At 33.8% G+C, this 21,027-nt stretch carries 19 protein-coding genes and 1 pseudogene; 1 reads left to right on the top strand and 19 read right to left on the bottom strand.

What is annotated here, in order from left to right; translation table 11 throughout:
• Window positions 1–213 precede the first annotated feature (213 nt).
• From AC1RPT_RS00950 to AC1RPT_RS00915, 8 genes and pseudogenes are all read right to left on the bottom strand, one after another.
• Window positions 214–1,587, bottom strand: coding sequence for an FAD-dependent oxidoreductase (locus tag AC1RPT_RS00950; protein WP_481760989.1), 1,374 nt, complete (start codon window positions 1,585–1,587; stop codon window positions 214–216).
• Window positions 1,587–2,606 (bottom strand): hypothetical protein, encoded by a 1,020-nt coding sequence (locus AC1RPT_RS00945; RefSeq protein WP_481761150.1) that lies wholly within the window; start codon window positions 2,604–2,606, stop codon window positions 1,587–1,589. The genes AC1RPT_RS00950 and AC1RPT_RS00945 overlap by 1 nt, the downstream gene beginning before the upstream one ends.
• Window positions 2,607–2,624: 18 nt before the next feature.
• Window positions 2,625–2,966 (bottom strand): annotated as a pseudogene (locus AC1RPT_RS00940) (helix-turn-helix domain-containing protein); the annotation flags it as partial.
• A 709-nt stretch (window positions 2,967–3,675) separates the two neighbouring features.
• Window positions 3,676–4,545 carry a methylenetetrahydrofolate reductase gene (locus tag AC1RPT_RS00935; RefSeq protein WP_481762168.1) on the bottom strand — a complete coding sequence of 290 codons (870 nt, stop codon included), beginning with the start codon at window positions 4,543–4,545 and terminating at the stop codon, window positions 3,676–3,678.
• A 456-nt stretch (window positions 4,546–5,001) separates the two neighbouring features.
• Entirely contained in the window at window positions 5,002–5,487 is a 486-nt protein-coding gene (locus tag AC1RPT_RS00930) for a methylated-DNA--[protein]-cysteine S-methyltransferase (protein ID WP_481760991.1), read from the bottom strand.
• A gap of 11 nt (window positions 5,488–5,498) precedes the next feature.
• The gene (locus tag AC1RPT_RS00925) at window positions 5,499–6,347 is read right to left on the bottom strand and encodes a YitT family protein (protein ID WP_481760992.1); all 849 of its coding nucleotides are present in this window, start codon (window positions 6,345–6,347) and stop codon (window positions 5,499–5,501) included.
• Window positions 6,348–6,474: 127 nt separating this feature from the next.
• A complete protein-coding gene (locus AC1RPT_RS00920) occupies window positions 6,475–7,662 on the bottom strand; it encodes an iron-containing alcohol dehydrogenase (RefSeq protein WP_481760993.1) in 1,188 nt (395 codons plus the stop codon).
• Between the two features lie 154 nt (window positions 7,663–7,816).
• On the bottom strand, window positions 7,817–8,284 hold the full coding sequence (locus AC1RPT_RS00915) for a DUF2798 domain-containing protein (protein WP_481760994.1): 468 nt from the start codon (window positions 8,282–8,284) through the stop codon (window positions 7,817–7,819).
• A gap of 174 nt (window positions 8,285–8,458) precedes the next feature.
• Here AC1RPT_RS00915 and AC1RPT_RS00910 point away from each other — a divergent pair, with 174 nt between their 5' ends.
• Window positions 8,459–8,827, top strand: a complete 369-nt coding sequence (locus AC1RPT_RS00910; RefSeq protein ID WP_409021750.1) for a DUF1304 domain-containing protein — start codon at window positions 8,459–8,461, stop codon at window positions 8,825–8,827.
• A gap of 48 nt (window positions 8,828–8,875) precedes the next feature.
• On the opposite strand, the gene dhaM is transcribed toward AC1RPT_RS00910, so the two are convergent.
• The 11 genes from dhaM to AC1RPT_RS00855 form a co-directional block, all read right to left on the bottom strand.
• A complete protein-coding gene (gene dhaM, locus AC1RPT_RS00905) occupies window positions 8,876–9,244 on the bottom strand; it encodes a dihydroxyacetone kinase phosphoryl donor subunit DhaM (RefSeq protein WP_481760995.1) in 369 nt (122 codons plus the stop codon).
• Window positions 9,241–9,825 carry a dihydroxyacetone kinase subunit DhaL gene (gene dhaL / locus AC1RPT_RS00900; protein ID WP_481760996.1) on the bottom strand — a complete coding sequence of 195 codons (585 nt, stop codon included), beginning with the start codon at window positions 9,823–9,825 and terminating at the stop codon, window positions 9,241–9,243. The genes dhaM and dhaL overlap by 4 nt, the downstream gene beginning before the upstream one ends.
• Window positions 9,826–9,839: 14 nt before the next feature.
• Window positions 9,840–10,835, bottom strand: a complete 996-nt coding sequence (dhaK, locus tag AC1RPT_RS00895; RefSeq protein WP_481760997.1) for a dihydroxyacetone kinase subunit DhaK — start codon at window positions 10,833–10,835, stop codon at window positions 9,840–9,842.
• A 180-nt stretch (window positions 10,836–11,015) separates the two neighbouring features.
• A complete protein-coding gene (gene fba / locus AC1RPT_RS00890) occupies window positions 11,016–11,879 on the bottom strand; it encodes a class II fructose-1,6-bisphosphate aldolase (RefSeq protein WP_481760998.1) in 864 nt (287 codons plus the stop codon).
• A gap of 162 nt (window positions 11,880–12,041) precedes the next feature.
• Window positions 12,042–13,775, bottom strand: a complete 1,734-nt coding sequence (gene ade, locus AC1RPT_RS00885; RefSeq protein ID WP_481761144.1) for an adenine deaminase — start codon at window positions 13,773–13,775, stop codon at window positions 12,042–12,044.
• Window positions 13,776–13,784: 9 nt separating this feature from the next.
• Window positions 13,785–15,572, bottom strand: coding sequence for an adenine deaminase C-terminal domain-containing protein (locus AC1RPT_RS00880; RefSeq protein WP_481760999.1), 1,788 nt, complete (start codon window positions 15,570–15,572; stop codon window positions 13,785–13,787).
• A 28-nt stretch (window positions 15,573–15,600) separates the two neighbouring features.
• The gene (locus tag AC1RPT_RS00875; protein ID WP_481761000.1) at window positions 15,601–16,935 is read right to left on the bottom strand and encodes an NCS2 family permease; all 1,335 of its coding nucleotides are present in this window, start codon (window positions 16,933–16,935) and stop codon (window positions 15,601–15,603) included.
• A 210-nt stretch (window positions 16,936–17,145) separates the two neighbouring features.
• Window positions 17,146–18,246: a lactate oxidase gene (locus AC1RPT_RS00870; RefSeq protein WP_481761001.1), complete on the bottom strand. Its 1,101-nt coding sequence runs from the start codon at window positions 18,244–18,246 to the stop codon at window positions 17,146–17,148.
• Window positions 18,247–18,546: 300 nt separating this feature from the next.
• Window positions 18,547–19,485, bottom strand: a complete 939-nt coding sequence (locus AC1RPT_RS00865; RefSeq protein ID WP_481761002.1) for a dihydroorotate oxidase — start codon at window positions 19,483–19,485, stop codon at window positions 18,547–18,549.
• 103 nt (window positions 19,486–19,588) lie between these two features.
• The gene (locus tag AC1RPT_RS00860) at window positions 19,589–20,116 is read right to left on the bottom strand and encodes a GNAT family N-acetyltransferase (RefSeq protein WP_409021765.1); all 528 of its coding nucleotides are present in this window, start codon (window positions 20,114–20,116) and stop codon (window positions 19,589–19,591) included.
• A gap of 185 nt (window positions 20,117–20,301) precedes the next feature.
• Window positions 20,302–21,021, bottom strand: coding sequence for an MIP/aquaporin family protein (locus AC1RPT_RS00855; protein WP_409022824.1), 720 nt, complete (start codon window positions 21,019–21,021; stop codon window positions 20,302–20,304).
• Between the last annotated feature and the right edge of the window lie 6 nt (window positions 21,022–21,027).

Here is a 21,027-nt window from a genome sequence, read left to right as displayed (position 1 = left end):
TATTTTTTAGACAAAAAAAAAGTTGCTTAATTATATTAAGCAACCAACTTTTTAGAAAACAAGCGTCCCCACACTAAATTTTCTCTTCGATATTCTGTGTCCTAATCAATAAACTCTTTGAATCATTTATTTACAAGACTTATTATGCCATGTAATTCCCCATAAAAAATATTAATATTTGAGGGTTAACTCGCAAATTTTGACATTTACAGCTTATTTACTGATATGACGGTCTTTTGTCCTTCTCGTAAGGGCAACTTCATTTAAAGTATTTAACGCTTTATTGTATTCAGGATTAAAATAAAAATCCATTGATGATAATTTAGCCATCGTCATTTGCATATTAATAGCTACTGACATGATATTAATCATATCTAAAATATCATGTTTCGAATAAATTTGTGCACCAACAATGACTTCAGTATCTTTCCTGTACACAACTTTTATAAGTATTTTGGAACCATTTTTAACGTAATCATATTGAATCTTATTTTCAATTGTATTGGATAGAACATCCAATCCGATATATGGTGCGTTTTCTTCAGTGACACCTGTCGTTGCTAAATAATGACCGAATAAGTTCATCCCCGCTGTTCCTTGCGTCGTTTCAACTTTAACAGGACTAAATAGACCCGTACAGTTATACGCCGCCACAATTGCACCTTTAATAGCGTTATTAACAAGAGGTTGATACTCTCGACGTTGGCTGACAGTTTGTTTAAATCCGGCATTATCACCTGCTGCATAGATGTCTTTATCACTTGTCTGCATGTAATCATTGATTTTAATGGTATTATTTTGATTAAGTTCAACAGCGTCTCTCAAAAAATCATTGTTAGGTTTTAATCCAACCGAAAAAACGACTAAATCACAGGCGATTTCTTGGTCAGTTGTCGAAACGCTAACTATTTTGTTATTCTCATCCACATTAATAGCATGAACATCATTTTTTAATACAATCTTTATCCCTTTTTCTCTTAAATCATCAATTATCCGATTACCAATTTCTTGATCTACGTACCGTGTCAAAACACCTCCCATAGCTTCAACTACTGTAACATCAACTTTTTCGCCTTTACGTCCCTCATAAATTGAGCTAGCTAATGCAAGCCCCACTAATCCTGCACCAACAATTAAAATACGCCTATTAGTTGGGCACAACTGTTCCATAGCCTTTTTTGATTCTTCTAAATTTTTATAAAAAACAACATTTTCATTATCTATCCCTTTAATATGTGGTTTAACAACCTTAGACCCATTAGCTAAAATTAATTTGTCATAGTTGCTGTAACTGTATTGTTTATCTGCATTAACAAAGTATAAACGTTTATCCTCCGTACTAACGTGCAACACTTCAGTACCAAGCATCAATTTAATACCTTCAGACTCTAACGCAGCAGGTGTCGCATAACTCGCTTCTTCTAAGTTATCAATAACCCCATCAAATAACAAATTAATTCCAGATGAGATATAGCTAACGCTATCTTTCATTTCCATAATAATTACTTCGGCATTTGGATCTGATTTTGAAATTGTTCTAGCGGCAGCTATCCCTGCGTGCGTTCCGCCGATAATGACATACTTCATTATTTTTCCTCCAAGCTTTGCGTGTTAATTTTTCTAACCTTATCAATTTCTAAAATTTCATTTACGACATCAGTAATAACTTGATCTGAACTAACACCAATTTCTGACATCACATATAATGGTGAATTAAATTGATCTTGGTTAACACCCATCCTATTTGTCACAATTAAATCATATTCTTTACCTTCTTGATAAATTTCTACTTGAGCGTTTAAAACGCTGCTTAAAACACGTTCCATAATGATTACGGTTAGTTTTTCCATAATTGGATCACGATTAATTAATAAGCCAATTTTTAAAACGTCATCAAACTCGAAGTTTAAAATATTCAAGATATATAAATACTGATTTTGTAGATAATATAAATCATCTGGCGAATTTAAGCCATCGAACTGTGTAACAGATTGATACGCCGTCAATAATTTTTGAATGATCTGCGAAAAGTCTTCTCGTTCTAATGATTTACGATTAAATTCCATAATTGTTCGATTATAACTAAAACTTTCACCTTTAAATATGGCTAATTTGCTGTATGAATTAAATAAATTATAAGAAATTTTTGAATCCCGTTTGAAGTAAGTATATTTCTCAATATCACTCCAAAAAAGACTAATTGCACTATTGATGGGTGTTTTTTTATCAATATCGTCATCTTTAATTTGAACATATAATTCAGAATCGTTTTTAATTAAATCAAATCCAATTAAAAAGTAATAGAACCCAACAGCATCTTCTTCAGAAAAGGAAAGTGAATATTTTTTTAAAAATCTAAAAAGACTTAATTTAACTTTACTGTATGCGAGATTATTTTTGATTAATTCACGAGAAATAGGCGTTAATGTCTGAACATGTTGCTCTTTATATGAATTAATTCGAATATAAATTTTAAGCCATAGAAAAACTCTAAGTTTCTCGTCGTCTTTCCATCCTAAGTCATATTGTTCATCTAAAACATTAACGTAATCGTTAATCGTCTCATTTCTAGATAAGAGTTCTTCGCGATCAGTGAATGGAACCACCCTAATGAAAAAAAGGTAATAAAAATAATTCAGTTGAATTTTAGTCCCAACTAATCGTCGATTTTTAATTTTTAGATCAAATCCTGCTAACGTTTCATTTAATTCTTTAATTCACCTTGTTATTGACGACCCACTGATATGTAATTCGTTCTCAAGATCAATTAAATTCAATGTTTCATTCGCATACAAATACATTATTATTTTGTATTTATACGATTCTCTTAAAAAATCAGTACTAATATTCGATAAATTTGTCGTACCATCTACTTCAAATTCAACGTTATTAGCGCTCACTTCAAAATGAACATGACCTGAAGCGGTAGCTTCCTCAAGCGTTATTTCAATATTTTTTAGGTACATTCGTAAAGAATTACCAGATATTTGGAGTAATTCCATTAATTTTTTCTTACTTAAATAACCACCATGTGTTTGTAATAGTTCTAGTATTTGGTTAAAAGTTCTTTCCTGCCCATCTAAAAAATCTTCCATATACATAAAAAAATCCCCAGCTTCACTTGACCACTTACCCAATACGATTAAAAAGGCCAATTTAATTTAATTCTATTAATATGTTACCGCGAAAAGTGATAAATTGGTATTAATAATTTTATTTTTAATTTTATTTAATTTACCCCTTGCATTTTCGGTATATACTTGTTATATTAAATGAGTAACCTAATCAATAAAACTTATTCAGTACCTCCCCCAAGGACTGAATACCAAAATCAATCCCCCAATTGATTTTGACTGTTTTACCCTTTTCGACACTGTAACTTATGTTACGATGTCGTTTTTTTTTGCCTAAAAATAAGTATTTACTCTTTCAAAACCTAACTTTATCAATGCTTATACGCTAAATATACCTAACTTCTTTATTCTCTTTTATTTAACATAATTTCGTCACACTTTCTTCATAATTACTTGTTATTATATAAACATACCTTAATTAAATAACTTTTAACTTTAATTTGTTCTCCCAAACAAATTAAAATGATAATTAATTTCTTCCCGAATATTAATTATCCCTACTCCTTTTAATCCATTACCTCTCCCAGGTAGTGGATTTTTTTTATTGGCCTTGCATAATTTCAATGATTGCTTGATAGTCTGAACCTGGCGTCACTATATGAACACCATTAAAAAGGTTTGATAACGATTCAATTAAATTTTGCGAAGCTGCAATACCGACCTTACGTTCATCATTTTGCAACGCCGCTTGTTTCAATTCTGCCATAAACTTATTTGGTAGTTCAATACCCTGAACGTTATCTTGAATAAATTGAGCACGCTCAAATGAAAGTATCGGCATTACACTGATAAAAATAGGTATAGCCACTTCATTAATGGTGATCCAATCTTTTAATCGCTGAACATTTGTCATATCAAATACCGGTTGCGTGATAATATAATCTACTCCTGAATGAATTTTTCGATTAATATCTTCAAATTCAAAATCTAAATTTATCGCATTAATATTAAATGCCCCACCAACTTTAAATTGTGATTTACTATTTAATTCACGATTAGATGGCGATATTCCTTGATTCATTTTTTTAATTGTTGTAATTAATTGTTGCGATGTTAAATCATAGACATTTGTGGCACCTTGTATTTTTGTAGGATTCCCTTTAATAATCATTAAATTATTTAAACCAACAGCACTTAATCCCATTAATTTAGATTCTAATCCGACTAAGTTGTAATCCCGTGTTGTTAAATGTAGGATTACTGGAATCTGTTTTTCACTAAGTTTATATCCCAATAATATATTTGAAACGCGGGGCATCCCTAAAGGATTATCCGTAATTGATAATGCGTCAATATCTAATTTCATTAGTGCGCTAGCACCTTTAAAAAAATTATCCAGATTAAGCGTGCTTGGCGTATTCCACTCAACTAAAACCGTTTTGGTCATTTTCACTTTCTCTATAAAATTCAAAATACCTTCCTCCAAATCAAATTTCATATCACCTTACAATGTTAATTGTAAACTAACAAAACTGTCACATGCCTATGTTTTAATAAATAAAGCCGTATACTATAAATATACACACAAGATACTTTGTGTGTAACTTAATTCTACTATAAAAAAATACGATTATATTTTAGTTTAATTTTTCATCTAGATCTAACCTACTCCCCCCAGAGTCTCGAATAGATTAGTATTTTCTCACCACTACTTTTAAAAGTAGTGGTGTTTTTTTTACATTTATAGTTTTTCTTTTTAACGTCATATTTTCTTCACATTTACTTGTTAGAATAACTTCATACCTTAATTAATAACTTTTAATTTTAATTTATTTCCCCGAATAAATTAAATAAGATGATCAACTTTCCCCGAAGTTAATCACCCTTACCCTTTTCCGACATTGCCTCCCCTTGTAATGTCGGTTTTTTATTTGCGTTCTATTTCTAGTAGTTGCTTTTTCATATTAATCCCACCGCGATAACCCCCTAAGCTGCCATCTTTTCTTAAAATACGATGACAAGGTATTACAATTAATATAGGATTACGACCAACTGCACTAGCAACAGCGCGAATTGCTTTAGGATAATCAACTTCTAAAGCTAACTCAGAATACGTTCTCGTTTCACCGTATGGAATAAGTTGAAGTTGTCCCCAAATTTCTTTTTGCAGCATCGTCCCACTCAAATTAAAATCAACGGGGATCGTAAATTTTTGAATTTCATGGTCAAAATAGGCTTGTAGTTCTTCAATTATACTTTTAAAAATCTTGTCATTCTCTTCGAATTTAGTTCTTGGATAAAATATTTCAATTTCACTTCTTAACCCATTAGGCGACCCAACAAAACTCAATCCTTTATCAGTCATCCCTAGCCAAAAATAATCCGTGCCATTAAACCAATTCATTAAGTACATGTCAAAATCTCCTATTCAATCCCAGACAAATTTGCGCCATGAACTTCTGCGATATTATATACGATGATAAATGCATTTGGATCAATCGTATGCACCTTATTTAACATTTGTTGATAATTTTGATTTTCAACAATAATCATCAACATTTCTTTGCTTTCACCTGAATAACCACCTTTAGCATCAAAGATTGTTAGACCTCTATCTATAGTTGTATTAATATCTTCTTTTAATTTTTTTAATCCCTCTTCTGTACTCATCACATATAAAACTTTTTTACGGTCCAATCCCGTTTCAATATAATTCATAATTAAATACGTGATTATTAAAGAAAAAATCGCTAAAATAAATGCTTCAGAACCCGAGACAAATATATTGAAAAAACACACAATACCATCAATTATTAATAGACTGGTTGCAGGTTTAATATTGAAATATTTTTTGATTATTAGTGGTGGAACCGTTGTTCCACCACTGGATGCATCAATTCGATAGAGAATTGATATTCCCACCGCAAAAACTGCGCCACCGACAATAACAGCTAATAATCTATCCTCGACAATATTTATTTGAGGCGTAATCGCTAAAAATAACGGTAATACAAAACTACCAATCATAATTTTTTTAGTCGTTGAACGCTCTAACATAAAATAAGCCAAGATCAATAGCGCCATGTTAATGCTCAATAATACAATCGAAACGTTCCAATTAAAAGCTGTTTCTAAAAGGATTGCAATACCAGTTGCACCACCAACCGCAACTTCTTGTGGTGCGTAGAAAAAATTAATACTTATTGCAATCATTTCTAACCCAATTAACATTAATAAAAATTGAATAACTTGTGGTTTCATCCTATTTATCATAAAGGCCCTCTTTCTGTTCTAAATTTGTAACCCCTTACTATTTAGCATACCGAATTTTATATCATAAAACAAATTTTCGATTTATGGCACAAAAAAAGCATCTCTAAACAGAGATGCTTTTACTACTTTATTCGAAACTTTCAGTTGTCATTGAAGCTTTGTATAAATCAATAACATCATTTACTGACATATCAACATAAACAGCACTATCTAATTTTCCAACTCTAACAGCTGATTCAGCCATTACTTTAAAGTTTGTTTCTTCATTGATGTCAACACCGGGTAACGTTGTTGGTACACCTAACGATTTAACCCAGTCATAAACTGATTGAATAGCTTTATCAGCAACGACTTGGTCATCATCATCTTGAATATGCCAAACATTGCGACCAAATTTAGCAAACTTAGAAACCGTATCCGCAGATAAAACGAATTTCATCCAACGAGGTGTTATAATACCTAGCCCAACACCATGAGTAATATCGTAGTACGCTGATAACTCATGTTCAATAGAATGGGATGTCCAGCCATCTTGATAACCTAATCGCATAATACCATTTAATGCCATTGTTGATGACCACATTAAATTAGCACGAGCATCATAGTTATCAGGTTCCGCAACTGCAATTGGTGCCCATTTAATAACTGTTCGCATGATACCTTCAATCATACCGTCAGAAACATCATTATTTTTTTCTTTATCAAAGTATTGCTCTGTCAAATGAGAGAAAATATCAATTGAACCAGCAGCAGTCTGCCATTTTGAAACACTCATTGTTAATGCTGGATCCAAGAATGAAACAGCTGGTGTTTTGGGACCAAAACTACCTATTTTTTCATTTGTTTCTGGATTTGAGATAACTGATCCAGCATTCATTTCAGTACCAGTAGCTGCTAACGTTAAAATATCGACAAAAGGTAATTGATCAATTTTGAAACGTTTTGAGGGGTCTAATGATAAATCCCAAGGATCTCCTTCATAAAATGCTGCTGAAGCAATCATTTTTGAAGCATCAACAACAGAACCACCACCGACAGCTAAAATAACATCAATTTTATTTTCTTTAGCTAACTTTTGACCTTCACGAACTGAACCCACTTTAGGGTTTGGTTCGATTCCTGCTAATTCAACAACATTTAAATCACTCAAAATTTTCTTTACTTTGTCATATAAACCTGAACGTTTAATTGATCCACCACCATATGTTAATAATACATTGGGACCAAATTGTGCAACCGCATCATGTAATTCTGTTTCGATACGATCTGAACCAAATCGAATATCAGTTGTATTTTTAAATTGAAAATCTTTCATAAATATAATCTCCTTTGTATTTTGAAGTTATAGTCAAAGTTATTTCAAATGAACAACTACATTATAACCCCTTTAGGCGATGTCATTCCAATACAAGCCTTTACTAAAAGAAGATTCACCATTTTACTGGTGAATCTTCTATAAATATAAACGATTATTGTGTGACTCTTTTAGCTTCATCTTTTGCATGAATCATGCTTAAAATTTTTCTTGAAATTGGTCCAACAATAATTAGTTGTAACGGTACCGCAACAATAATATTGTGTCCAACAGTAGAAAGATAAGCAGACCAGAAATGAGCAGGCATACCACCTTCAATAAGTAACCCATAAAGTGACATAAAAGCGACCATTCCACAAATCATCATTCCTGAGATTGCGAGAATCATTTGCCACATTTTATCATGATTAAGAGGTAACTTATCAGCAATTGCCATCGCAATTTTACCGACAACTAAAACATCTAAGATAAAAGCAACAATAAAACCAGGAATGAATCCAAGTAATAACGTCACAAGACCTAGTTTTCCGACTAATAATAAATTGTATGCACTCATAACGAAAACCATCATCGAGCACATTAATGTTGTAAAAATAATTCCTTCTTTTGCATTTGTTGGCATATATCATTCTCCTTAATAACTTTAATAAAATATAATGTTACACAAAATAACTCACTGTCATAAGTCTTTTTTTTGAATATTAAAGCATTCTCATTGTAAGCGATTAAATCGATTGATTGTGCTACCAATTACATTACGTTATACTATATCCATAACGATTAAGGGGAGATTTCTATGTTAATTGCACTTATATTATCTTGGATTGTTGCACTTGAACACTTATTTATTATGATTCTTGAACTATTTTTCTCAACTAGTTCAATCGCTCAAAAAGCCTTTGAATTAAGACCAGAATTTTTAAATCAGAAAGAATCAAAAGTATTAATGGCTAATCAAGGGCTATACAATGGTTTTATTAGTATCGGTCTAATGATTGTACTTTTCATTCTAACTGGTGCTGCGCTTAAATCAATGTTGTTGCTTTTTACAGGATTTGTTTTTATTGCTGCTGTTTTTGGTAGTTTAACATCTGCAAAAAAAATAATTTTAGTACAAGGATTACCTGCATTACTGGCCTTTATCGCAATTACTTTAGCTTTATAGACTAACTAAAATAACGTTAATCATTAAGATTAACGTTATTTTTTTACGCTATTTAATTTTTAACGCTTCAAGTTGAACCTCAATATCAGCTAATTTAACATCAGCCTCTAAAAGAGATGCAGCAGTATAAGCACTTTCGATTAAAGCTGTATCGTACAGATGAACTTTTTTATCTGTGAATTCCATGACCATATTTAAATTCATCTTAGCACTTCCTAAATCATAAAAAGCTAACAACTCATCGGCACTATTTTCGTCAAAAGCTGCTTGGATTTTATCAAATGATGTACCAACTCCGTTATCATCAGTCCCACCAGCTGTTGTGATTGAGACACTTGCTGCAACTTGATCTAATAGTCGCTTGATACCTTCTGCAATTTCAGGAACATGCGATACAATTACAACCCCATATGTCATACTAGCACCCCCGTTTCCAGTAATGCCTCAAATAAATAGCCACTCGACATAGCTCCTGGATCAACATGACCGACAGAACGTTCTCCGAGATATGATGCACGTCCCTTTGTTGCAACAAGCTCTTTGGTTGCTTCAACATCTGCTTGTATTTTTTCAACTGTTATTTGCTTCATTTTAATATCCCCTAAAACTGGATTCCAAACATCAATCATGGTTTTAGCTCCAACATCTGAATCACCGCGTCTTTTAATACCATCTAGTCCCGCAGCTATTAATTTAGCTGGATCATTTGTTTCTTTACTTAATTTAGACATTTCAATAAAAGCCGTTCCATAAAGTGGCCCAGAAGCACCACCAACAGATTTAATAAAGGCCATTGCGACACTTTTAAATAAGTCTGATAAGGATTCAAATTTTTGATTTTTTAATAAATCTTGAATTGTTTCGGCACCACGAGCCATATTATTTCCGTGGTCTCCATCACCAATTGGTGTATCTAGCTCACTCAAATAAGCTTTATTTTCACTTATTTTCTCTGAAAAAATCTGGAACCATTCTGTTGTATTTTCAATTGTTAGCATTTTATTATCTCCTCTTACCAAGCGATTGTATCTACCGTATAATTTAAATAAGAAAGCCATTTATCATCTTCAATTTTAAATAATGTCAAAGAAATTCCAGCCATATCTAATGATGTCATATAATTACCGACCTTTGTAAATGCGACATCGACTTTTTTATTATTTAATTGATCAAGCGTATCGTTCATAAAAATATATTGTTCCATTAACGGTGTTGCTCCTAATCCGTTAACTAAAACGGCATATTTATCATCAGATTTCATATCAAATGCAACTTTTAGTTTACTTAGTAACTCTTCAACCAATTCCTTAGAAGGTTTTAATTTTTCACGACGATATCCGGGTTCACCATGAATTCCTACGCCATATTCAACTTCATCATCTGCAAGTTCAAATCCTGGTTTACCAACTTCTGGGACGGTCGCACCACTCAATGCAATCGCAATTGTTTTAATATTTGGCATCACTTTTTTAGCAAGTTCATCTATTTCATCTAATGTAGCTCCTTGATCTGCAGCAGCACCCAATATTTTATGCATGAACACTGTTCCCGCAACACCACGTTTTCCTTGTGTATATAGACTATCTTCAACTGCAATATCATCATCTACAACAATTGATTTCACTTTAATTTCATCTATTTCAGCAAATTCTTTGGCCATATCAAAATTCATGACATCGCCGGAGTAATTTTTCACAATACAGAAAACACCTTTACCGTGATTAGCAGCTTTGATTGCTTCATAAATTTGGTCTGGCGTGGGTGAAGTAAAAACTTGTCCAGCAACTGCACCTGACAACATACCGGGACCTACAAAACCAGCATGGGCAGGTTCATGTCCACTTCCACCACCACTAATGAGTCCAACTTTATCTTCCATCGATGCCACATCACTTCTAACCATAGCTTCCGTACTATCAATTTTACGTAGGTATTGTGGATAAGCCTTAACTAACCCATTAACCATTTCACTTACAATATTTTTTGGATCATTAATTATTTTTTTCATAGTATCCCCTTTTCTGTCTGTTTTAGGTACTTCTCCATTATATTGCAAACGTTTACAAATAACCAATTAAACTAGCTTTTATTAATAATTCCATGACCATTCAATTCTCAAGACACAAAAAAAGAGTTTCCAAAATCATAACGATTTTGAAAACTCTTTTTGAAAGAACTAAATAATAAATTATTTAGCTGCGCTTGTACCGAACCATTCAATACGATCTTCAACAAGATCAGTGATTGCTTTTGTACCTGGTGCAAATAATTTACGAGGGTCATAACCTTTACCTTGTTGGTCTTTACCTTCTTCAATATATTTACGAGTAGCAGCAGCGAATACTAATTGACATTCAGTATTAACGTTGATTTTTGAAACACCCATTTTAATAGCTTTTTGGATTTGGTCTTTAGGAATACCTGAACCACCATGTAATACAAGTGGTTGTTCGATTACAGCAGCTAATTCAGCTAAGCGATCGAAGTTTAAACCAGTCCAGTTAGCTGGGTATTGGCCATGAATATTACCAATTCCACAAGCTAAGTAGTCGATTCCTGTTGCAGCAAGTTCTTTAGCTTCGTTAACGTCAGCTAATTCACCAGCTCCGACAATTCCATCTTCTTCTCCACCAATTGAACCAACTTCTGCTTCAACTGAGATACCTTTAGCATGTGCTAAAGCAACGATTTCTTTTGTTTTTTCTAAGTTTTCTGCAAATGGTAAATCATGACCATCAAACATAACTGAGTTGTAACCAACTTCGATACATTCTTTAGCAGCTTCAAAATCACCATGATCTAAATGCATAACAACGGGAACAGTGATACCCATTGATTTAATAGTGTCTTGAACAAGGTGTAAAGCTAATTCATATCCACCCATATATTTTGCAGCACCCATTGATGTTTGGATTAAAACTGGAACACCTTTTTCTTGGGCTGCAGCAAGAATACCGCGAGTCCATTCTAAGTTGTTTGTGTTAAAAGCACCAACAGCGTAATGACCTTCACGAGCAGCGTTAAACATACTTGTACCATTTACTAATGACATTTGAAGTCCTCCTAGATAAATTACAATACGTCTGTATTGCATTTTTTAATACAGGTACATTTTAGCACATTTAATCATCAGATAAAACTTTCATTTTTTAAATAAAACTAATTATCAATAATTTTAATATAAAGGCAACCGTTCATCATTGATTTAACAGACTTACACACTAACATCTTCAAATTTAAATTCATTGATATTAATTAAACCCATATCAGTTATTTTCAATTCCGGTATCACCGCTAACGACATAAAGCTTAATGTCATCACAGGATCCACCGTATCATTAATGCCGAGCTCTCTATAAGCAACTTTATTAAATAGTTCAAGCTGTTCTGATATCCATTCTCCAGATTGGTCACTCATCAATCCGCCAATTGGCAATGGAATTGATATTAAAACTTTGTTATCTTTTGTCAGGACCATCCCACCTTGAATATCTTTCAAAGTCTCAATTGCCAACGCCATATCTTGATCATTAGTTCCTGTTGTAATTAAATTATGTGAATCATGTGCAATAGAAATAGCAATTGCCCCATGTTTAATACCGTAATCTTTCAAGACACCCGTGAAAATATTTCCCGTTTCATGGTGCCGTTCAATAACTGAAATTTTAGAAACTGGAATACTTGAATCGTAGATAAAATTACCTAGTTCATCACGACTAACATTAATTTCTCTATCTATTGTAATTGCTTCGTTAGGAATTACTTCAATTGCATGAACTCTATTACTTGTTAGAGGCAGAACTAATTTTTCTTGACTAAAGTTAGCTAAATGGACTGACGATTGGACACTATCAATTGTATAGCTTTTAGTTTCTAGTAAATATTTTCCCTCTTCAGCAACTTTTTCACCAGCAATATAGACACTTGAAATTAGCATATCCGTTAAATCACTAATAATTGTTAAGTCTGCTCTAAGTCCAGGTGCAATAGCACCTCTATCTTTAAGCTCACAACACTCAGCGGTATTAAGTGTCGCCATTTGAATGGCAACTAAAGGATCTATACCTTCTTCGATACAAATTTTCAAACTATTATCTAAATGACCCTTTTCAATAATTGTTTTCGCTTGGACATCATCTCCACATAGAATGGCCCTTCTAGAATTAGTGGTTGTGACACCTTTTAATAGTGTTCTTAAATTATGCGTGACAGATCCTTCACGTAGGAAGACGTACATACCACGGCTTAATCGATTTTGCATTTCTTCAAGGGTTGAGCATTCATGATCATTTTGAATTCCTGCGGCAATATAGGCATTTAAATCTTTGTCATAAACTTGAGGACTATGCCCATCAATTCGTTTATTTAAATTTTTTGCGACCAGTAATTTATCTAAAATATCACTCTCAGCATTAATCACACCAGGGAAATCCATAAATTCAGCTAAGCCACTTGTCTCATTATTCGTGAGTGGTTTAATCATGTCTTTGGCCGAAATAACCGCTCCAGAATTTTCCATTTTTGTTGCTGGAACGCATGAAGGCAGCATGTATTGGATATTAAGGGCTGTTTCTTTAGCTGCATTAATCATATAGTCGAGTCCAACTAGGCCCGCTACATTCACAATTTCATGTGGATCTGCCATGACCGTTGTTGTCCCATGCGGCGTTATTAAACGGCCAAACTCTTCTGGTCCAACGTAGGCAGATTCTATATGAATATGTGGATCAATAAATCCTGGTGAAATATATTGACCATGAACATCAACCGTCTTATCCCCATCATATTGGCCACCGATTCCAGCAATAAGGCCATCAACAATTGCGACATCCCCAGTCATTACCTGTGCATTATAAACATCAATAATTTTGCCATTAGTTAAGACTAAATCAGCAGGAATTCGGCCAGCAGCAACATCAATTAACTTCTTTAAATTTTCTTTTTCCATCATAACTCCTTATCCTTTAAGAGATGATATCTTAATAATTGGATCAACTATTTCTAAAGCGACACAATCTACCATGCCTAAATCAGTAATTGCCAAATCTGGAATTGCCGTAATTGGTAAAAATGACATATAAAATATTGGATCAGGTAAATCACTACCCATTAAATTTGACCCTTTTCTTAGCGCAATTTCGCCAGTTTCAATTTCACTTGGTAATAAGTCGCTCATGATACCACCCACAGGTAATGCTAAAAATGAAATAATTTTTCCATCAATAACAACAATTTGACCACCGCCTGCTTTAATTAATTCATTTGTAGCAATCGACATATCATTTGCATTGACACCCATAACGACAATATTATTATCATCAGGTGCAGAAGATGATGCCATTGCCCCTTTTTTCAAGCCCCATCCAGATGTAAATCCAAGTGCCTGATTTCCATTTTTACCAAATCGTTCTAATACAGAAACTAAAGCGACATCTTTTTCTGGACTAGGTTGTACGATATTATTTTCTATCGTTAATTCAACATCTTTTCTTTTTCGAACAAAAGCACCCTGACTATTAATTGTTTGGACAGTTGCCATTCCTACTTTTTCATTAACTTTATATTCAAAATCTTTTTCAGAGGTTAACTCATGCTTCAACTGGCCTTTAAATAAATTACTTCTGATTGGTGCAATCAACATTTCACTTATTTTTTTATTTTTGGCAACAACTTTGCCCCGACTAATAACCATTTCTACATTAAATGAACTTGGCTGATCAACAATCAATATGTCAGCAAGTCTTCCTGGCGATACAGACCCAACTTGATCATCAATTCGATAAGCTTCAGCACTATTTATTGTTGCCATTTGAATTGCTGTAATTGGTTCTACACCTGCTTGAATAGCTAATTTAACAAGGTTATCAAGATGTCCTTTTTGTAAAATATCAGATGCAGTTACATCATCTGTACAGAAACTAACATGTCGTGCAATTGCTGGATTAACTTCAGTAACTGCTCGAATATTTTCTGCCAAGAAATGTGTAACGGATGATTCCCTGATTAAAATATTCATCCCATTCCGTGCTTTTTCAACAAGCTCCTCATGACTATAACTTTCATGATCTAAGCGAACACCACTTGCTAAATACTCATTCAATTTCAATCCGGTTGCCATTGGTGCACAACCGAAAATGGGTTGGTGATTATTTTGTGCGTGAACCAACGTTTTTAACGTATCTTCATCTTGTGTTTCAACAGCTTCTCTAACCGTTTCCCAGATACCGTAACATTCTGTCCATTTTTGAATTGTTTCTTGAACATCTGAATCGATGTTAAAAGCAATTGTTGATTTTGGAATTGTATATGGTGTCTTATATGGTGCACCCCAAAATAAATTAAGCGGTAATTTTTCTACCTCTTTAAAAACTTCTTGAACACCTTCTAGTCCGGCAACTGATATTGTTTCATCTAAACCAGAAATAATACTCGTTGTTCCAAAAGGTACAACAGCATTAGCAAAACTTGTCATACTCATTTTGCTACATTCAACGTGAATATGTCCGTCAATTAATCCTGGCGTTATATACTTTCCAGTTGCATCTATATGTTCCGTATCATTGCCGATATAAGCTTCAATATTACCTATCGCAACAATTTTCTCTTTATAGATAGCTACATTTGCTTGATAAATCTCACTTGTCATAACATTAACTAACTTGCCATTTTCGATTACTAAATCTGCAGGAATTTTTGCTGCACCTGCAGAAATATAGTCTTTTAACTGTGCTAACGTCTGTGTCATTTAGTTATCCACCCATCAATTTTATATGTTATTGAAGAATATTTAATACGTAAAGTAAGAATAGGAATACAAAGAACAAGATATACATTACAGGCCCGATTTCTTTTCTACGACCTGCTGCCATCATTGTAATTGGGTATAATACGAAACCAAAGGCAATACCATACGAGATGTTGTAAGTTAAAGGCATTCCGACAACCATTAAAAATGCTGGTACTGCTACTTCAAATCGACCCCAATCAATACCCTTTAATGATTGTGCCATTAAAATACCAACAACGATTAAAACGGGCGCCGTCACTTGTGATGTCACAACTGTCAGAAGTGGTGAAAAGAATAAACTTAGAACGAACATAAACCCGACAACTAATGATGTCAGTCCAGTTCTTCCCCCAACTGCAATTCCAGCTGATGATTCAACATAAGCAGCAGTTGGTGTTGTTCCCAGAACAGATCCGGCTAACATTGAAGCAGAATCAGATAATAACGCGCGACCAACTCGTGGCATTTTATTATTTTTCATAAATCCTGCTTGAGTAGCTAACCCGATTAAAGTTCCCGCCGTATCGAAAAAGGCTACCATCAAGAATATTAAAACAACAGACCAAAGTTGAAGTGAGTTAATTTTATGTAAATTTTCAACCCCTACTCCAAATGTTGGTGCCAAACTTGGAACAGAAGAAATAATATGTGTTGGTAATTTGATAAGTCCCATAACTAACCCTAAAATAGTTGTCGCAACCATTCCAATAAAGATTGAGCCAGGAATTTTTTTAGCCATTAAGATAACAATCACAACGAGTCCAAAAATTGTCAGCCATGTAGTTGGCACCGTTAGTGAACCAATCGCGACCAATGTTGATTGGTTTCCAATGATAAGTCCACCTTCTTGTAATCCAACAAAAGCGATAAACAACCCAATACCTGCGGCCATTGCTAATTTTAAGTCATGTGGAATTGCATCTATCACAATTTCACGAATTTTAAAGAACGTAATAAGCATAAAGATAATTGAGGCAACCACAACACCGGCCATTGCCGTTTGCCATGGAATACCCATTCCAATAACAACTGAATAAGTAAAGAATGCATTGTCACCTAATCCTGGAGCAATTGCGATAGGATAATTAGCTAAGAATGCCATCAAGAAACAACCGAACGCGGCAGATATTGCTGTTGCTGTAAACACAGCTCCTTTGTCCATACCCGCAGCGCCCAAAACTTGAGGATTAACGAATAATATATAAGCCATAGATACGAAAGTTGTTAATCCAGCCATTGATTCACGTTTAACCGTTGAACCTGACTCATTAATATGAAATAACCGATCAAAAATACCTGATTTTCCCTCTGTATTATTCATGCAATATAATCTCCCTATGTTGTGATTTTTTATATTATGTACAGTATATTACGCGAATTAAATAAAAAATCAATACAAAATACGCACTTTTGTAGATTTATTAACATTTAAAGTTCGTGTTTTGACTATTTTCAAAAATAAAAAAACTGTTAAAAAGGTTTTAACAACCAATCTAACAGTTTTTAAGTGCTAACTAACTTTTATATTTTTTTAATTTCCGTAAGGATTATCGATTAATTTAGTACGTTTAACTTCATCAATATTATGCGTTCCAGTTAATTGCATTGTTAATTCTAATTCATGTTGGAAGTAATTAAAGACATTTTGAACACCTTTATGACCACCAAGTGCCAAGCCATAAACAACTGGGCGACCGATTGCAACTAAGTCTGCACCACTTGCTAAGGCTTTATAAACATGAGCTCCACGTCTTACACCACTATCAAAGACAACAGGCACACGCTTATCAACAGTTTCTGCTACTTCTTGAAGTGCATCAAATGCAGCGATTCCGCCATCAATTTGACGACCACCATGATTTGAAACCCAGACGCCACCAGCACCTGAATTAATTGCAACACTTGCATCTTCTCCACCTTGGATTCCTTTAACAAAGACAGGTAAACCTGAATATTCTGCTAAGAATTCAACATCTTTTGGACTTAAGCGTTGCTTTGCTGAACCATAAACAGCATCCATTGTTTGACCAACACCACTTTGATAAGCTTGAACAATTGGCATTGCTAGTGGGAAAGTGAATCCATTACGTTTATCTGTTTCACGATTACCACCAACAGTTGCATCAGCAGTTAAAACAATTGCTTTAACCCCATTAGCTTTTGCTTCATCCATAATATTACGATTAATACCATCGTCTTTACTCATATAGAATTGGAACCATTGTGGTTGACCATTAGCTTGACTTGATATTTCTTTAAATGATTTCGTTGCAAATGAACTTGCTGTGTAGATTGAACCATAATCTGAAACACCCTTAGCGCTATCAATTTCACCTTTAACATGAGCTAATGCATGTGCAGCAACTGGTGCCATAATAATAGGCGATGTGATTTCATCTCCGAAAATAGTTGTTTTTGTATCGGGATGATCAATTTCTTGTAACACTCTAGGTCTAATTAGTTTATGATTAAATGCCTTTATATTTTCTTCTAAAGTATACAAATCTCCAGCTCCACTAGAGATATAACCAAATCCACCCTTTGGAATAATCTTTTCTGCATCTTTTTCTAAATCAAAAGCATTAATAACGGTAATATCTTTTTCTAAATCGCTTGTAATGTAATCTGTCATATTAAACTCCCCTTTTATGTTGCACCCAACTTATCTTGTCTAAATAATAGCACTGAATAAAGCATTGTGCAAGCGTTTGCACACATAACTACTAATATTTTTTTATCTATAAATATTAACTACTACTAACACTATTCTATTAATTAAAAATGAGATAATTCACCATTTAATTAGGTAAATTATCTCATTCCATTTAAAGCTAAATATCGTTACGTCTATAGTCCATTAGTCCATGACTAATTTCAGCTGTTTGCCCATATACCTTCGTATAAAGTTGGTATAATTTTCCCTATCTCATCCCTATAAATAATTCAATTTTCCTCTAAAATCTTCAATACTTTGGTACCCTTTTTCTGCCATAATTTCTTCTAGCTCAGTTGTTAGTCGTTCAAAAACAGCGGGTCCTTCAACCATCAACGCTGTTCCAACTTGCACCATACTTGCTCCACATAGAATATGTTCAAAAACATCTTTACCAGTTTGAATGCCACCAGTTCCGATTACTTGAATATTCTTATTTAATCGTTGATAGAACGCATGTACATTAGCTAAAGCAGTCGGCTTAACATATTCGCCGCCAATACCACCAAAACCTTGCTTGGGTTTAATAACGACCGTTTCTGTATCATCATTAATATATAGTCCATTCCCAATACTATTGATACTATTGACATAAGACAATGGATATTTATTTAAAATAGCAGCCATTTGATCAAAATGAATAATATCAAAGTACGGTGGTAATTTAACTCCTAACGGTTTGTGATAACTATTAAAAACAGCTTTTAATATCGCATCAACTGTTTCAAAGTCATAACCCGTTTGGGGCTTTCCTGGTACATTAGGACAAGATAAATTTAATTCAACAATTCCTGCAAAATCTGAATCTGTTACTTTTTGAAGTAACTCGAGATCTTCCGCTAGATTAAAACCCGTAATTGATAAAAAGTATGTTTTACCAGGATGGTTTATCTGATTTTGAGAGACAAAATCTAAATAGTAATCAACGCCATTATTTGGTAAGCCCATTGAATTAATACTACCGAATTCTGTTTCAAAATAACGAGGTTCTGGATTACCCTTACGTGGTTGAAGCGTGCCACTCTTCGTTACAAAAGTTGCCGCCTTAGAACTTTCGACGGCAAGTAATTCGTCGCTATCCATACAATAAACACCCGATGCATTCATCATACAATTATCAAAATTTGAACCCGCTAAAGTCGTTGCTGTTGAAATCAAAAAAATCCCTCCTTCATATTGATACTAGTATACCTTATCAAAATTCAAATTGTTACTTTTTTCACAAAAAAAGACAGCGATATCATTCGCTGTCTTAAACGTTTTATTTTAAAATAATTTGGTAAGCATATCGTGCTGAGTTAACGCCATCTTCCATATGAATGATACCTTTATAATCAAATCCATTTGAGGTAATGACATGTTGCATCCCTTTATTTTCAGGATGTGTATCAACGCGAACATCTTTGTAACCCAATGATCTCGCAATTGTTAATAAGCCTGAAATCATTTTTTCTGATAAACGTTGACCTCTAAATTTTGAAGAAACAGCAACTCGATGAATAGCCGAATAACGTGCTTGTGGGCCATTAATCCATTCGCCATCTTCAATGTTAAGATACATAGGATCTATTCCTAGCCAAAGTGCAGCAGTTCCTGCGATTTCATCTCCAACCATTAAGACATAAGTCAATTGATCTTTAATATCTTGTTCTAAATGGTTCGCCGCCGGGTAAGCACCTTGCCATTGGTCAATTCCCTGTTCTTTAAGGTAAGCTTTTGCTTCCTCAATAATTCCTGTAATTGCTGGTAAGTCTTCTGGCGTTGCCAGTCTTAAGTAAGATACAGTCACTGTTACACATCCTTTATTATGCTTAATCTATTCGTATAAATACGATTGAAAAATTATTATATCGCATAATTTATCAATATACAATAAAAATACCCTTTAAAATTTACTATAAAAAACCTCTATTATTGAATTAAAATTCAATAATAGAGGTTTAACTTAATAATAAATTATTTCAGACATTTAACCTATGCTACAGCTAAGAATAACCCTGCGGCAATCACTGCGCCAGCAAATGGTCCGAAAATTGGTACCCAACTATATGACCAATCTGATCCACCTTTGTTCGCAATTGGTAAAATAGCATGTGCAATACGAGGACCTAAATCACGGGCCGGATTAATTGCATAACCAGTTGTCCCACCAAGTGAAAGACCAATACCAACAATTAAGATACCAACAACGACTGGTGTTAAACCATCTGTAAAGTTACCTTTTGTGAATGCTAGCAAACTAAAGATTAAGACAAATGTCCCAATTAATTCACTTAAAAAGTTATATAGATTACTTTTTATTGCAGGAGCAGTTGCGAATGATCCAAATATTGCATCAGAATCTTTCGTCTCTTTCCAATGTGGCATGTATTGAACCCATACCAGAAAAGCACCAACGATACCACCAGCAACCTGGACAACCATATATGGTAATACAGAAGACCAAGCAATCTTACCAACAATTGCCATTGCCAAAGTTACAGCTGGATTCAAATGTCCTGGTCCCATAAAGGCTGACGCATAGACACCCAAGGTTACGGCAATTCCCCAACCTAATGTGATTGCAATCCAACCAGCACCTTCAGCTTTTGACTTACGTAACGAAACACCAGCAACAACCCCATTACCTAATAATACTAAAATCATTGTGCCTAAAAATTCACCCAAAAGTTGCGTCATAAGACTTGTTGTCATCACACT

The sequence above is a fragment of the Dellaglioa sp. CoH-56-MRSF-11 genome, from assembly GCF_056782135.1.
Note: the sequence above shows the minus strand (reverse complement) of the source record. Positions and strands in the feature narration are given on the sequence as shown.